Source organism: Listeria monocytogenes ATCC 19117 (assembly GCF_000307025.1).
Lineage (GTDB): Bacteria > Bacillota > Bacilli > Lactobacillales > Listeriaceae > Listeria > Listeria monocytogenes_B.
Genome location: NC_018584.1, coordinates 1,146,991 through 1,160,467, shown reverse-complemented (window position 1 = coordinate 1,160,467; position 13,477 = coordinate 1,146,991). Strand labels below are relative to the sequence as shown.

Below are 13,477 nucleotides of genomic sequence, written 5' to 3'. Positions count from 1 at the left end.
TAAAAAATGAACCAATATAAGAAATCAGCTTTTTTAACTACTAAAAAAGTAAGTTAGGCTTTTAAATCTAACTTACTTGCTCATTTTTTATAATTCCTCTGCATTTGGCTCTCTTACATATTTTTTCATTGCCACCTCACAAGCACCAAACAGTTTGAAATTTTGTCGTGCGTCTAATAACGTTAAACCATTGTTAGCACTAGAGCGAATATTTAACAAATCTTCTATCGAGAAAATATCTTGATAGCGAGAATAAATCTCTTCCTTATCAAAGACAAAATAACCTTCATCTTCCCAGAAACATATCGGACAAATCTCAAACTCGCCTCTAACATCAATTGTTAAACAGTTACAACATGCACATCTTTCTTTACTCATTCAAAACCTCCTTCTGCTTGAGCACTCCATTTGAGCACCATCGTCCATTCTTTTTCTTCTATAACTTCGAAACCAGCTTTCACGAGAAACCCAATGCCTGCTTCATTTTTCCGTCTAACTTCATCCAACATAACTATTCCACCGCAATCAGTTTGAAAAAAATCCAAGAATAATTGCAAAGCTTTTTGAGCGATTCGCTGGCCCCGGTAACATGCAGCCACTTTAATATTTAAATGAGCTGTCCCTTTTTCAAAATCACGAAAGCTAACTTCACCAACAGATTCTATACCTTTTTTTATAATAAAATAAGCATTGCTCGCTTGAGATTTTGACTTGAGCCAGTCCATTCGCATTTCTTCAGGAAAAGAAAATGGCCCACCGAGTACTTCTGTCGTTGCCAAATCTCCCCATAACCATTCAATGAAGGAAAAGTCAGCTGAGGTAGGTTGTTGTAAAGTGATTTCCATGAAATTCCTCCTTGTTTACTTGGTAGTTAAAAGTTCACTAATGAACTTGATGATTGCATTTTACAATGTTATCATTTGGTGCAAATTGGGAAAGTTTTTAATTAGTACCACTAAAGCCATCAAATCGATAAAATATTTTGAGCGGTAAGGCCGTTATAATTTTCATTAAAATCATCAAACGACATTTCCCCGTTTATATCTAAAACCGCATAAATTTGCTTTAGTTCCTCTTCTGAAAAGATGGATTTAGGAGAAACTAACTTTTTCGAATATCCAGCAATTGGGGTCATTCCTAATCCAGAATAAGGTAGAAATGACTCTTTCCCACTACTTCTCTTCAAAAATTCTTTCGCAGGCATCGTTTTGCTTCCAAATCCCCAATCAAATCTAACGGTAATTTCCTCCTCGTACTTTTTAATAATATCCCTATCTGGTTCACCTATTGCTTGATAACCGGCATACGTTGTAGACACTCCATTAAAAGAAAAATTCATTGGAAAGGAAATATCCGCTTCTTCCAAATCTACCCTACCAATAATCGGAAAATCCCCACGCAACACTAAATCATCCATAATAAATTCCGGATTTAAGAGCTCCTGTTTTTTCAAAAGTAATAAATCAACTGTATTTTGTTTACTTGTATAGTTAAAGCTACGAATAACAAGCGGAACTCCCATCATCAATCGGAGGTAATGCGAGCTATCTTGAGGCATTATTTTTTGTTTCCGAAACGCCTGAAAACAACCAATCACAAGCCCGAAACCATATTCATTTCCAATTGGATAAGAAAAAATGGAACCTTGCTGAATGGTTTGTCTCGTTTTCACTTTGAGCTTTGCTTTATCTAATATGCTCAACCAATCACTTCCATAATTTGCAGCAATTTTTTCTTGTACATTTTCTTTCGTTAAAAGCATCCTTTTCTCAAAATAGATATTTTCAAAATGCTGAACACCTAGTTTTAACTCTATTCGATGACTGATTTTATTTATTTTCAACCTTAATTCTTTGGTTTTAGCTTTTAAAATTGTTTTTGTCGTCAATGCTTTTGGTTTTGCATTTTTTCGGCCAACTAATTCATTTGTATCTGTAAGCTCTAGATTATAATCGATTTCTTTGTAGCAATCAGCTTGATTAAGAATCAATTTTATCAGCACATGATTTCTGATGATTACTTCTGCATTTTCCACAGTCAATTTCTGATCATTTTCATTAATTTGATGTAATCCGATCACTTCTCGTATCTCATTATTAATCATCTCTACTCGCCTTTCCTGTTGTATTTATAACTTCTCTCGATATCCATCCACTTTTTTAGCCACAAAGGAAATTGTTTCTGCCAAATCTTTCTGTTGCTCGTACAAGTTTTTCATATGATTATTTAAAATTTCTATCCGATTTGGAAGTGTCATGTCTCCTTGCTTTTGTAATGCAGCAAAATTTTTAATGTTTGTTATTGTCATCCCTGTTTGCTTCATTTTAAGTAAAAGCTGTACCCAGCAATAATCTTCTTCCGTATAAACACGATAATTTTTTTCATTTCTAGCAGGTATTAATAATTTTTCTTCCTCATAATATCGAAGCGTATCAATCGAAAGCCCCGTTTTAGTGGCAAAATCCTTAATATACATCTAGTTCCTCCTTGCTATCGGGTGTACTCCATACCTTAAGCTTAACATAGTCAAAGGAGGAGAAGAAATGTATTTAAAAGAAAACGCAAATTATTTATATTGCACAGCAGTTATTCAAACTACCGGGAAAGTTTCTTATGAACAGCTAGTCGAACATTTGGAGGCGTTACGCGCTAAAACGGTGAAAGAACCCGGTTGTGTTTTATTCGAGATTGTTCCTTTAGAAAGTGCACTCGGCAGATTTGCTTTGTGGGAAATTTGGCAGAATCAGGATGCCTTTTACTATCATCACGAACAGAACTATACAAAAGAATTTTTTGCAGCGAAACTTGACACGGTTGAATTTTTCGAAAGCTCAGAGAAGGTAAATTTATAAATAAAAACAGCTTGTAATTTATACAAGCTGTTTTTATTATTTTGCTGCACGTTTCAATGCACCATTTTCTATAAATAATTGTTCTTCAGCCAAGTCTAATGTTGTGGCCCGGTGAGAAATTACCAGCACCGTTTTATCTTGAATTTCTGAACGGAGCGTGTTTAAAATCGCTTGTTCATTAATGTAATCCAAATTACTTGTTGGTTCATCTAATAAAAATAAGGGAGCATCATGGAGAAATAGTCTAGCTAAGCCAATCCGCTGGCGTTCGCCGTCTGATAAATTTCGTGATTGCCCGCCAATGATCGTGTCATAACCTTCTGGCAAAGTCTCAATCCATGTATCGATAGCAGCTTTTCGGGCCGCCTCTTTAACTTCTTCCAAAGTAGCATCTTTTTTCCCTAAGCGAATATTATTACCAAGTGTGTCTTCAAATAAAAACGTACTTTGCTCCATTACACCTTCTATCCTATGAAGCGAAGACTCTGTAATTTCAGGGAGTTCTTTATCATTTAATTTAATCTGGCCTTTTGGATCCCAGTAACGCATCAGTAGTTTTACTAAGGTACTTTTCCCGCTGCCACTTTCCCCACCGACGCCAAGCCATTTTCCCTTAGGAAGCGCTAGCGAAATTTCGTTTAAAAGTGGTTGTTTTCCATCATGACTAAAACTCACTTTATCTAACTCCGCGCTTTCAAAATCCGATAGTTCAAGCTGGCCGTTAAATAATACCACAGGTTTTTCTTCTGTTAATGTATATAATCGCTTACCACTAGCAAAAGTAGTTAACAGAGCTGTTCCTAAAGCATTTAATGCCAATACCGATCCAAAAGAGCTCAGACTAAGCACAGTTCCAATTAATACTGTTTCAAGCGGTAATTGCCAAAGACTACCTAGCACTAAAATTAAAGTCGCCGTACCAATTAGCACCCATTCACCAAATATTTGGAGTTCGCTTCCTTGTTTTATTCTTTTTTTATACTGCTTATTGAGCTTTTCACCTTGTGTTTCTAATTTACTCAAACGCTCTTCGCCCAATTTAAACTGGAATATATCTTGTAAACTTGCAATGCTTTCCATTACCATTTGATTGAGCCCAACGAATTCTTGTTGATAAGCCGTTCCGATTTTTTTATTTCGTTTATAACTAATCACTGGCAAAACGACACCAACCAAGATTTGTCCTAACAAAAGTATCAGCGCTAAACCAACATCATAGCTTGCCAAAAAGCCAACAGTTACAATCGTCGTACCTAGTGCTATAAAAACTGGTGAAATAGTATGCGCGAAAAACACTTCCAAGGCCTCGACATCTGTTGTAATCGCAGCAACTAAATCACCACTTTTCTTTCCAGATAAACGAGCAGGTCCTAGTTTCCGCAAAGTCGCAAAAATACGTTCACGAATAATTGCAAGCAAACGAAAGGCAATATTATGATTTAAATACTGTTCCGAATATCGTGCCAAACCGCGAACCACCCCACAAGCAACCATTACAAAGAGCCATTTATAAGGATTCAGATGCTGCTGTAAAATTACCGTGATAATGCCATACGTACCGATTAAAGAAATCATGATAACCGATAAATTACTAATAATACCAAGTAAAATCGCCAAAACCATCTTTCCTCGTAATGGCTTAACAAACTTTAACAACCAGCCAATAATTGTCCATTCTGACATGTCATGCTCCCCCTTTCAGCAATGCTTCTTCTTCTAAAAAGTAGTTTTTGAAGTAATTAGATTCTTGCTGTAATCGTTCTGGGCTCGCCACTTCCAGCAATTTCCCCGCATCAAAAACGAGTACCTGATCCGCATCCAAAACATTATATAAGCGATGCGAAATAAAGAGCACGATTTTTTCTTTAGCTAATTTCTGCAACACCAAAAGAATAATTTTTTCACTTTCCAAATCCACACCAGACGTAATTTCATCGAAAACATAGACTTCCGCTTGACATAGCAATGCTCTCGCCAGTAACAATCGCTGTCTTTGCCCACCAGATAAATTACTTCCATTCTCTTCTAAATTCTCATTTAATTGCTCGGGTAACTTCCGAACAAAATCAGCCAAACTAACCTGCTCCAAAACATTCCATAAATCGCTATCATTAGCAGCTGGATTACCAATTAATAAATTTTCCCGAATACTATTTGCATAAAGATAACCATGATTATCTACTAACACAGCTTGTTTACGAATAGTTTCCCCGCTCAAACTAGCTAACGGTACATCATTCCAAACAATTTCCCCTTGATAACCAGGTAATTGATTTAATAATACTCGGACAAATGTACTTTTTCCTGAACCAGACTTTCCGACAAGTGCTGAAAAACTTCCTTTATTGAAATTTACTGATATATCTTGCAGTGCTTTAGCTTTACCCTCTTCATATGTATATGTCAAATGACGAACTTCCATTTTTTCTAACGGTTTAGCTAATTCTTCTGAGCCATAAACTTGCTCTTTTAACTCTAAATAAGCGAATAATTTACTACAAGCACTAATCCCATTCATCGCCACATGGAATAAAGATCCGAGTTGACGCATTGGAATAAAGAATTCGGCGCTTAGTAGTAAGAACATCAACATGCCAGTCATGCTTATATTCCCATTTGTGAACATAATTAACGACATACCGATACCAAGTGCCGCTCCACTATACGAAATAATATCCATAATCGTAATTGAATTCAGTTGCATCGATAACAAACTCATTGTAGCTTTACGGAAACGTTCCGCATCAGAAACAATTTCCTCTTGCTTATATTTATCTTGTTCATAAGCCTTCAAAATACTCAAGCCACTTAAATTTTCATGAAATTTGGTTCCTAAATTCGTATAATCCGACCAATAACCACTCAAAATCCGTTTAGCAATTTTCATCACTGCCATAATAACTATCGGAATCATCGGCATACAAATTAATAGCACAATCGCCGGCTGCCACGCAAATCCAACTAAACTTCCAAAAATCATCAAAGAAGCGATGAGACAATAAAATAATTGCGGTAAAAAACGCGAATAATAAATTTCTAATTGTTCAATCCCATCTACCGCGAGCTGCGTTAAAGTTGATGCCGGTAGCTGTCCTTCGTTGTTGCCTAACCGAAAAGCTTTTTCCATCACAGCGCGCCTCATTGATAAACGCAATTCCGCCGATGCTTGGTAAATTTGTTTCTCCGCTAATTTTGTAAGTATCGCTTTGCCAACTAAAACGACTAAAACCGTTCCAATAAGCCATAACCAATCGACACTTTGGCCCTCTAAATAATGCGTTAATTGTTGAGCAAAAACAAACCAAAGACCAATCATCAGCCCTAAACTAAGCACACGAAAAAGAATTAATAACACTAAAGATTTCTTTTCAACCAGTTGAAACAAACGCTTATCAATCATTGTACTTCCCCCGAGTTACATTAAGGTTCGTTTCAAGATACCTTAATACTTTCTTTGATTTTTCGGCAGTATAAGCCATTTTCAATACTACTTTTCCCATTTGCTTGCTAACCCCCATTAATAAATCTTTGTTTATTATATCACAAAAATCAGCGTTTGATAATGATTCTCATTGTCATTTATTTTTTTTATTTGACCGCGTGGTAACCACATAGTTTATACTAAAACTAAATCACAAGGAGGTTTTCAGATGCATACTCTTTCCAGTGGCGAAATCGCGCAACTTTTTCAAATATCTAAATATAAAATCCGTCATTATATTGATGAAGGTATTCTAGTTCCTAAAAGAAATCCTGAAAATGGCTATTATTATTTTGAAGAAACGGATATTTACCGTTTATATCAAATTATTCTTTTTAGAAAAATTGGCTTTTCTATTCAAGAAATCAAAGAAAGTTTGCTTGGTGAAAAAGTGACTCCCATGTTAGAGCAGGCTGAACAAGATTTGCAACAAAAAATAGAAGAGTTAGTAGGAATTCAGAAAACGATTCAAAAAATCATCCATTCGCAAAAAAAATGCGTTTAAATGAAATCACTTTTGTAGCTAAAGACAATCGTTATTTTAAAAAAGTTCCTAACCAAATAATTGATCATAACACTATCAACTACTCCCAAGCTGCAAAACACAATTTACCAGATTTAGAGGAACCTTTTTACATTTTCTCCAAACAAGACACTGGAGCAATCTGCCTTAAAACCATTAAAAAAAGAAGTGATTATACTTTTCCAGCTGTCGAATATGCTTGTAAATCTTTTATTGCTAAAGATGAAGCAACTGTTGAAGCGCAAATCCAACTATTTTTGGAAGAATTAAAATATCCTAGAACAAGCATGATATTATACGAAAACATCTATCCTTCACTCGCCTATCCGGACGCAATGGTTTACACAATGGAAGTGCCGCTGGAAGTGCCGCTATGACCCTTTCTATTAAAAGCATCGATTCATTTGAAAAAGATTGCATCATTGAAGAAATAGCGTCTTTAGTTTTCGCAGGGTTCAAATCAAAGTTCACAAAAATGCTATTCAAAGAAACAGAAGCACATGACATTATATATGCTTTTTGCCATTACATTTATACAGAAAAAGGCGAAAACCTACTAATTGCAATACAAGATGAGCTAGTTTGCGGTTGCATGTTTGTAACGGGCAAGAGTGACTCACATCAAAAGCTATATCAAAACCTAAGAAAATTTTTACCATTTTCACAGTGCCTCAAATTAATTTTCTTACTCAGTCTTCTATCACACAAACCTGTTCAAAATGAACGATATATTGACTTTATAACCGTTTCGCCAAATTTTCGTGGTCAAGGTATTGGAAAAACGCTAATTTCTCATTGCCTAGAAACCTTTCATGATGAAAAGATTACTCTATACGTTGCCAAGAACAATAATCGTGCCTACAAGCTGTATAGAAATTTAGGCTTCCAAGTGATTCAAAAAGAAAATAGCACATTGATGGGAGTACTCACCGGTATCAAAGAATGGCGAAAAATGGAGTGGATACAATGAAACGTTGGAAAAAAATAACTATCGTAATGAGCGCAATCATCGTCATATTAGTAGCGATTCTTTTCATCGGAAATAATTTCGAAATGAACGAAACAAGAGTCACAATCCCAACTACTGGTGGAAAACTTTCTGCGGTCGTGACAACTCCAAAACACGAGAAACCAAAAGGCATTATTGTGTTTGTTCATGGTGACGGGGCACAAGAAGCAACTCAAAACGGTGGCTATAGACCGCTAATGGAACGCTTTTCCAAACAAGGATATATATCTGTTTCTTGGGATAAATTAGGCGTTGGTAACTCCTCAGGCAATTGGCTAAATCAGTCCATGGAAGACCGCGCAAACGAAGTCAACCAAGTTATTGAGTGGATGAAAGTGAAGTATCCTGATAGCACCACCAAAATCGGCTTATGGGGCGCTAGTCAAGCCGGCTGGGTGATCCCAAAAGCAATGAATGCAAATAATGAGATTGCTTTCTCAATCCTTGCCGCACCTGCTATTAACTGGATGCGTCAAGGAGAATACAACACTGGCTGGCAAGCGAAAGACGCTGGTAAAACAACGAAAGAAGTCAAGCAAGCACAACAAAATTTCCTCACCGACAGCGCCCTTATTTCTAAAAACAAAACCTACGAAAGCTACAAACAAAATGGCGGTAAAGAAAAAATGACCCCAGATCGCTACAACTATATCCGCAAAAACATGAACCAAGATGCCACCCTAGACCTTTCAAAAGTAAAAGCAAAAATCTACCTCGTCTTAGCTGAAAAAGATAAAAATGTTGATTCAGCAGAAACAAAAGAAGTTTACACCCAACAAATCAAAAAAGAAAACCTAGAAACCCAAACCATCCCAAATGTCTCGCATCAAATGATTAATCCTGCCATCGCTAATTCAGAACTACTCATCAATATTGTTGGCTTAATGGTTCCAAAATATTTTCTAGTAGACGATGCTTACTTAGATTACTGCGTGCAAGTAGTTTCTAAACAATAAAAAGAAGACCCAATTAATGGTCTTCTTTTCTTATAGAATAATTTTTAAAATACGCCTGTTGCCAAGCTTGCGTTTTTCTCGCTGTTTTATTTAAATCCTGACACCACGTTGGATAAAATCTAGCAGCCATTTTTCCAATACCAGCTTCACTAGTTAAAATTCCCTTTTCAATTAAACACTGCCTTGGAAAAACAAATATACCGTTCAAATCATCATCAATAACAACAATACATAAAAAATCAGCGCTATCATTCTCATCAAAAGGACAATTCTTACCAAATTCATCTTTCTCCCAAAAAGCAACAAAGTACCCTGCCTTTTTATCCGTTTTCTTCGCCAAACGCGTACGAGTCATTGTCCCATCTTTAGCCGTTTTTACAATCATTCCTCGATATTCTTTGTTTTGTAGTTCTTCCCGAATTATTTCAAGTTCACCAAGTTCGCTTTGTAACAGCTGTTCATACTCCATTAACTCTCTCCCTTCAGTTGCAAATGAAGAATTGGATAAGGCTTCCCAAAACCGTCCGCGTCACTTCTAGAAGAAACCACAAATCCATGCTTCAAATAAAATCTCGTGGCATTTTCATTTTGTTCATTCACATCCACCAAATTTATCTGCTTATTTTCTATTAGCCAACTAAGAATTTGACTCCCATAACCATTACCCGTAGCTATCGGCTCTAAAAACAACATATCTAGTTCCCGCTCGCTCGTCCCACTAAAACCAACAACCTCTTCACCAGCGAACCATAAGAACAGTTCCACATTATCTAGAAACAAAGGAATTTGTTCTTTGTAAAACTGCCTATCTTCCGCAGCTAAAAAATCATGCGTTGCAATAACTGACTTTTCCCAAATCGCTAAAATTGTCTGGTAATCTTGTTTTTTCGCTCGTTTATTTATAAGTATCATTTTTTCAACTTCCTATTTATTTTTTAGGTTTGGGCACATGTGGCGGTTTCTTTTCCCCGCCGAGCAAGATTGCAAGTATTAAGAAAATATATGGATGTGTAGTAAAGAGCAATACACTGAGAATCCCAATAGGGCTCATGATTAATTCGTTTGTTTCTGAAGAAATCCCCCCCACCCATATATAAACAAATAATACGAACAGGGATATAAAGCACATCCCAATCAACGCTTTCCCCGCTATAGTAAACTTATATTTTTCAAGCGATAAAGCCAGTGTTGTAGAAAATATACCGATGATAACAAGTAAATAAATTGTCATAAACTCTGGTTCAAATACAACTGGAAATTCGTTCATAAAGTTACGCTCCTTTAAAATTATTGTGCTGGATTACACTGCTGTTTATACGTTGTTGTTCTAAATACAAAAATCCCTTGATGTTTTTTGAATTATTAAAGGTTAAAAGCATAAACACAAAGAAAGTGAAATCAATTTTACCCTTTTGTGTATGATTGATTTTCTTTTCTCCTCTCGTATTTGAATCTCCCATGTTTTCATAGTACATTATTATTTGTGAAATAAAAAGAGATTTTAGGGAGCTTTTCTAATTAATAAGTTGTGACATCCGTTATTTTTATTTCGATTAATTTAAAATTATTATGGAGTAGAAATTCACTTTTTTAAGGATTATTTCTTTTGAGTTACCGTCTATTTTCATGGTTGAACTCCTCTTTGCTGTTACATTCTCAACATTTCTTGGTTAAATATATAAACTCAAACTATCCTTTAAGTACCCGATTACTTCTCTAGGAACACTGGCTAATTCATATCGCTCATAATCTTCCAACCACTTATCATCTCCATTAAGCACACTACTCCAATGACGCGGAAGACCTCTTGCAAGTATTAAAAACGAAATATCAACCCGTTCCTGCACAGAATTATATTTTGGCAAATTCTCCTTATCTTTATCATCAAAGACATGCAAAAAATAAGACCATACATCATAACTGACAAGCGAATTATCTTTATCACGGCATACAAAATTCAAAGAAACTTCATCAAAATGAATCAAAAAAACAAGCGCAAAATTTGAACCAAAAAGTGCTAGCTCCTCTTCAGATATAACTTTATAATTTAACTGGAATTCTTCTATTAATGATTTGAATCTATTTATAAAATCAGCTTCATATTTCATTTTGAAATCCTTCAATTTTTTTGCCATTGATATTTTTTATAATAGTTTGATAGGCTGAATACTCGTCTTTGTTAATAGCTCTCGGCTCATTATAAAACTTATTCCCTTTAAACTCCTTTACCCAGTCATTTTGACCAGATAACAATTCATGGAAATATTTACTTAAACCTCTTGCATGAATAAGTAAGCTATTAGAAATTTTGTCGACCAAATTATTTGCAGGAGTTATATTGGCTAACAAATCTTTTTCATAATTTGAAAATAAGAAATTGGTTATTTTCACTTTTTCTAAGCTATGAAGAAACAGGTAATAAATATCAATACCTTCTCTACTTTTCCAAATAGTTAGAGCATAATTAGGATGTAATAACATTATTTCGTCTTCATTTACTTTAATTAAGTTAAATTGATATTCTTGAATTATATCCGCAAAGTTATTTTCTACTTCGTGCTTAAACTCCATTAATTCCACCAACTTTGTTATTTTTGTATTAAGATTTTATGCAATCAAATTCATAGGAATAATGCGGTTCTCCTAATATGCATTATTATCGAGTCAATAGTTCACGTTCAATAATACTCTTCTCCAAATTCGAAACAAATTCTTTATTTCCATAGTCGCTTAATGTTTCACCCCGTAGCAATTCTTGAAAATGATTATTGAATACTCTTTCGCAGATTATTAATTCATTAATTATTTTCTTGTAAATTGTTTCACTTGGAAGTAACCCTTCTCTTTCGATTTGAGTTAGCTTTCTATTCAATAAATTATCCAAACTAAATTTACAGAGCACCGAATTATTTAGTTTGAAATAATGCAAATCTATCCCGTCCGCGCTCCATCCTATACCTAAAGCATAATCTTCTCCGATGAAAGCAACTTCATTATTATTTATTTTAGTTAGCTTCAATTGATAATTTTGCTCATATCCTTTGAATATTTTTTCAACTTCTTTGTGAAAATCCAATTGATTACAGTCCTTTTTTTACTATAATTCCAGTTATTACTCTTTCAAGAAGTCTTCTACCATTCCTCTACTTTCTTGGCAAAATTGTAAGTTAATAACTTTAGCATAATTTTTTTCAGCATAATCAAGTAACTCTAATATATTATCTAATTTATTCTGAGGGAGCGGTATCTGATTTCTTCTTACAAAAGCAATCCATCCAAGATTAAACATTTCATTTTCTTCCAAAAACTTTATATTAATATTACTTACATTATCATATCTTTCATAACCGATGACAAAAGCAATTTTCTTGTTTGAAAATGTGATAGTAGCATCCGTTATTTCTATTAATTTAAAATTGTTTTGGAGTAGAAATTCACTTTTTTTAAGGATTATTTCTTTTGCATTATCGTCTAATTTCATGCTTGAATTCCTCATTTCTTCAACTTCATTGTACTTGTTTTTACATCATAAGTATAACCATGTTGTAGAAAGTATTCATATTCACGCCCAAAACCCGTAAGTTGTTTAGTCCCAGCGATGTATAAGTTTTCTACAGTCGGCTTCGTAGCCGTAGCTACGTCATCTCCTTTTTAATATCCTATTGTTTAGTTTCGAGCGCGTGGAGATTTTGTCGATGCTTTTTTTGCTCATTATTTAGTTCGGTATGAATATCGTTAGTCATGCAAGCAGTTTTCCGGTTGTAATGATTTACCTCGTCTTCTATTTGCCAAAAAGTATCCTCTGCGTGTTCTCCTCGCCAAACTTCTTTCATATGGTAAAGGATGTCATCGATTTCACGTCTAGCTTGATGAATATCTTCTTCCACGTCCTCTAAATGTCTAATTTTATTTTTAATCGCGTATAGAGCGTCATCTTCTCGCTCCATTTCTTTTTTTATTTCACCTAATTCTTGGGTACGTTTATCCACTTAACGCACCTCCAAATTCATCTTCTGGCTGATGGATTTATCTTGTTTTGCAAAAGCTTCCCCCATTTGCTTGATTCGAGTAGCATCATCTTGTGCAACAGATCCTAAATTTTCGATGCCTTCAAACAGTTCAAGTAATGATTCCCGAAAAAGGTGGATAGAATTTGTTTGCGTATAACTCATGTTTTCATTTTTCAAAGGATAGTAATCTAATTTCCCCGCACTATCACCTAGGGTTGTGGCATGATTAATCATTTTTTCTTTATTAATACGAATTTTTGTCATGGTTGTTTTCCCTTTCTGTATGTGAAGGTTGTATCATGGTTCTATTATAATGACATTTTTTTGGATTGTCATTTAGTAGCATTGAAAATGGCATTGTAAATAATTGATGTCAAAGAATATTCTTTATGATCTGAAATGCAAAAATCAATATCATTTAGTTAAAGTCAACTTTTCTCTGACGGATAGACATAAGAATCTTATTACAAATTAGCAGTAGACTTGCTAAATCTATTACAATCCACAATGTTATATCATACTCCACAACCACCCGATGAATTAAATTGTTATGTATTTGGTAAAAATAGTCAACAAGATGCCAGCGTAGCTTTGGCCAAAAAAGCATCATCACCATTATGGCAAGGATGCTTTAACAACTATCATA

17 protein-coding genes and 4 pseudogenes are annotated in these 13,477 nt (G+C 34.8%); 4 read left to right on the top strand and 17 right to left on the bottom strand.

Annotation, left to right across the window (positions count from 1 at the left end):
- Positions 1-87: 87 nt before the first annotated feature.
- The 4 genes from LMOATCC19117_RS05745 to LMOATCC19117_RS05730 form a co-directional block, all read right to left on the bottom strand.
- Positions 88-378, bottom strand: coding sequence for a CPCC family cysteine-rich protein (locus LMOATCC19117_RS05745; RefSeq protein WP_003734769.1), 291 nt, complete (start codon positions 376-378; stop codon positions 88-90).
- Positions 375-845, bottom strand: coding sequence for a GNAT family N-acetyltransferase (locus tag LMOATCC19117_RS05740; protein ID WP_003724679.1), 471 nt, complete (start codon positions 843-845; stop codon positions 375-377). The genes LMOATCC19117_RS05745 and LMOATCC19117_RS05740 overlap by 4 nt, the downstream gene beginning before the upstream one ends.
- A 119-nt stretch (positions 846-964) precedes the next feature.
- Positions 965-2,104 (bottom strand): immunity 26/phosphotriesterase HocA family protein, encoded by a 1,140-nt coding sequence (locus LMOATCC19117_RS05735; RefSeq protein ID WP_003734768.1) that lies wholly within the window; start codon positions 2,102-2,104, stop codon positions 965-967.
- A gap of 24 nt (positions 2,105-2,128) precedes the next feature.
- A complete protein-coding gene (locus LMOATCC19117_RS05730) occupies positions 2,129-2,476 on the bottom strand; it encodes a MerR family transcriptional regulator (RefSeq protein ID WP_003734767.1) in 348 nt (115 codons plus the stop codon).
- 67 nt (positions 2,477-2,543) lie between these two features.
- Here LMOATCC19117_RS05730 and LMOATCC19117_RS05725 point away from each other — a divergent pair, with 67 nt between their 5' ends.
- Positions 2,544-2,852 (top strand): putative quinol monooxygenase, encoded by a 309-nt coding sequence (locus tag LMOATCC19117_RS05725; RefSeq protein ID WP_003734766.1) that lies wholly within the window; start codon positions 2,544-2,546, stop codon positions 2,850-2,852.
- Between the two features lie 36 nt (positions 2,853-2,888).
- On the opposite strand, the gene LMOATCC19117_RS05720 is transcribed toward LMOATCC19117_RS05725, so the two are convergent.
- The gene (locus LMOATCC19117_RS05720; RefSeq protein ID WP_003734765.1) at positions 2,889-4,535 is read right to left on the bottom strand and encodes an amino acid ABC transporter ATP-binding/permease protein; all 1,647 of its coding nucleotides are present in this window, start codon (positions 4,533-4,535) and stop codon (positions 2,889-2,891) included.
- 1 nt (position 4,536) lies between these two features.
- On the bottom strand, positions 4,537-6,252 hold the full coding sequence (locus tag LMOATCC19117_RS05715; RefSeq protein WP_003734764.1) for an ABC transporter ATP-binding protein/permease: 1,716 nt from the start codon (positions 6,250-6,252) through the stop codon (positions 4,537-4,539).
- Positions 6,253-6,502: 250 nt separating this feature from the next.
- On the opposite strand from LMOATCC19117_RS05715, the pseudogene LMOATCC19117_RS05710 reads away from it, so the two are divergent.
- The 3 genes and pseudogenes from LMOATCC19117_RS05710 to LMOATCC19117_RS05700 all read left to right on the top strand — a co-directional run bounded on the left by LMOATCC19117_RS05710 (position 6,503) and on the right by LMOATCC19117_RS05700 (position 8,821).
- Positions 6,503-7,233 (top strand): annotated as a pseudogene (locus tag LMOATCC19117_RS05710) (MerR family transcriptional regulator).
- Complete coding sequence (locus LMOATCC19117_RS05705; RefSeq protein WP_003734762.1) at positions 7,230-7,826, top strand: GNAT family N-acetyltransferase; 597 nt, start codon at positions 7,230-7,232, stop codon at positions 7,824-7,826. The pseudogene LMOATCC19117_RS05710 and the gene LMOATCC19117_RS05705 overlap by 4 nt, the downstream one beginning before the upstream one ends.
- Positions 7,799-8,821, top strand: a complete 1,023-nt coding sequence (locus LMOATCC19117_RS05700; protein WP_003742001.1) for an alpha/beta hydrolase family protein — start codon at positions 7,799-7,801, stop codon at positions 8,819-8,821. Before LMOATCC19117_RS05705 ends, LMOATCC19117_RS05700 begins: the two co-directional genes overlap by 28 nt.
- Positions 8,822-8,834: 13 nt before the next feature.
- Here LMOATCC19117_RS05700 and LMOATCC19117_RS05695 read toward each other — a convergent pair whose 3' ends face one another.
- From LMOATCC19117_RS05695 to LMOATCC19117_RS05655, 11 genes and pseudogenes are all read right to left on the bottom strand, one after another.
- Positions 8,835-9,290, bottom strand: a complete 456-nt coding sequence (locus LMOATCC19117_RS05695; RefSeq protein ID WP_003724669.1) for a MepB family protein — start codon at positions 9,288-9,290, stop codon at positions 8,835-8,837.
- Positions 9,280-9,733: pseudogene (locus LMOATCC19117_RS05690) on the bottom strand (GNAT family N-acetyltransferase). The gene LMOATCC19117_RS05695 and the pseudogene LMOATCC19117_RS05690 overlap by 11 nt, the downstream one beginning before the upstream one ends.
- 16 nt (positions 9,734-9,749) lie before the next feature.
- Positions 9,750-10,088: a hypothetical protein gene (locus LMOATCC19117_RS05685; protein WP_003734759.1), complete on the bottom strand. Its 339-nt coding sequence runs from the start codon at positions 10,086-10,088 to the stop codon at positions 9,750-9,752.
- Positions 10,089-10,348: 260 nt separating this feature from the next.
- A pseudogene (locus LMOATCC19117_RS15050) lies at positions 10,349-10,449 on the bottom strand (hypothetical protein); the annotation flags it as partial.
- A 42-nt stretch (positions 10,450-10,491) separates the two neighbouring features.
- Positions 10,492-10,929, bottom strand: coding sequence for a hypothetical protein (locus LMOATCC19117_RS05680; RefSeq protein ID WP_003734758.1), 438 nt, complete (start codon positions 10,927-10,929; stop codon positions 10,492-10,494).
- Positions 10,919-11,392: a hypothetical protein gene (locus tag LMOATCC19117_RS05675; protein ID WP_003734757.1), complete on the bottom strand. Its 474-nt coding sequence runs from the start codon at positions 11,390-11,392 to the stop codon at positions 10,919-10,921. Before LMOATCC19117_RS05675 ends, LMOATCC19117_RS05680 begins: the two co-directional genes overlap by 11 nt.
- Before the next feature lie 85 nt (positions 11,393-11,477).
- The gene (locus tag LMOATCC19117_RS05670; RefSeq protein WP_003724663.1) at positions 11,478-11,897 is read right to left on the bottom strand and encodes a hypothetical protein; all 420 of its coding nucleotides are present in this window, start codon (positions 11,895-11,897) and stop codon (positions 11,478-11,480) included.
- Positions 11,898-11,933: 36 nt separating this feature from the next.
- Positions 11,934-12,302, bottom strand: coding sequence for a hypothetical protein (locus LMOATCC19117_RS05665; RefSeq protein ID WP_003726992.1), 369 nt, complete (start codon positions 12,300-12,302; stop codon positions 11,934-11,936).
- Positions 12,303-12,313: 11 nt separating this feature from the next.
- Positions 12,314-12,472 (bottom strand): annotated as a pseudogene (locus tag LMOATCC19117_RS15025) (hypothetical protein); the annotation flags it as partial.
- Positions 12,473-12,480: 8 nt separating this feature from the next.
- Positions 12,481-12,810: a hypothetical protein gene (locus tag LMOATCC19117_RS05660; RefSeq protein ID WP_003734756.1), complete on the bottom strand. Its 330-nt coding sequence runs from the start codon at positions 12,808-12,810 to the stop codon at positions 12,481-12,483.
- Complete coding sequence (locus LMOATCC19117_RS05655) at positions 12,811-13,095, bottom strand: DUF3130 family protein (protein WP_003734755.1); 285 nt, start codon at positions 13,093-13,095, stop codon at positions 12,811-12,813.
- Positions 13,096-13,477: the final 382 nt, after the last annotated feature.

Excerpts from the sequence above, each read along its gene's own strand:
- LMOATCC19117_RS05740 (WP_003724679.1), bottom strand. The coding sequence starts at position 845 with ATGGAAATCACTTTACAACAACCTACCTCAGCTGACTTTTCCTTCATT.
- LMOATCC19117_RS05715 (WP_003734764.1), bottom strand. The coding sequence starts at position 6,252 with ATGATTGATAAGCGTTTGTTTCAACTGGTTGAAAAGAAATCTTTAGTG.
- LMOATCC19117_RS05725 (WP_003734766.1), top strand. The coding sequence starts at position 2,544 with ATGTATTTAAAAGAAAACGCAAATTATTTATATTGCACAGCAGTTATT.
- LMOATCC19117_RS05720 (WP_003734765.1), bottom strand. The coding sequence starts at position 4,535 with ATGTCAGAATGGACAATTATTGGCTGGTTGTTAAAGTTTGTTAAGCCA.
- LMOATCC19117_RS05675 (WP_003734757.1), bottom strand. The coding sequence starts at position 11,392 with ATGGAGTTTAAGCACGAAGTAGAAAATAACTTTGCGGATATAATTCAA.
- LMOATCC19117_RS05680 (WP_003734758.1), bottom strand. The coding sequence starts at position 10,929 with ATGAAATATGAAGCTGATTTTATAAATAGATTCAAATCATTAATAGAA.
- LMOATCC19117_RS05705 (WP_003734762.1), top strand. The coding sequence starts at position 7,230 with ATGACCCTTTCTATTAAAAGCATCGATTCATTTGAAAAAGATTGCATC.
- LMOATCC19117_RS05700 (WP_003742001.1), top strand. The coding sequence starts at position 7,799 with ATGGCGAAAAATGGAGTGGATACAATGAAACGTTGGAAAAAAATAACT.
- LMOATCC19117_RS05735 (WP_003734768.1), bottom strand. The coding sequence starts at position 2,104 with ATGATTAATAATGAGATACGAGAAGTGATCGGATTACATCAAATTAAT.
- LMOATCC19117_RS05685 (WP_003734759.1), bottom strand. The coding sequence starts at position 10,088 with ATGAACGAATTTCCAGTTGTATTTGAACCAGAGTTTATGACAATTTAT.
- LMOATCC19117_RS05655 (WP_003734755.1), bottom strand. The coding sequence starts at position 13,095 with ATGACAAAAATTCGTATTAATAAAGAAAAAATGATTAATCATGCCACA.
- LMOATCC19117_RS05695 (WP_003724669.1), bottom strand. The coding sequence starts at position 9,290 with ATGGAGTATGAACAGCTGTTACAAAGCGAACTTGGTGAACTTGAAATA.
- LMOATCC19117_RS05745 (WP_003734769.1), bottom strand. The coding sequence starts at position 378 with ATGAGTAAAGAAAGATGTGCATGTTGTAACTGTTTAACAATTGATGTT.
- LMOATCC19117_RS05665 (WP_003726992.1), bottom strand. The coding sequence starts at position 12,302 with ATGAAATTAGACGATAATGCAAAAGAAATAATCCTTAAAAAAAGTGAA.
- LMOATCC19117_RS05730 (WP_003734767.1), bottom strand. The coding sequence starts at position 2,476 with ATGTATATTAAGGATTTTGCCACTAAAACGGGGCTTTCGATTGATACG.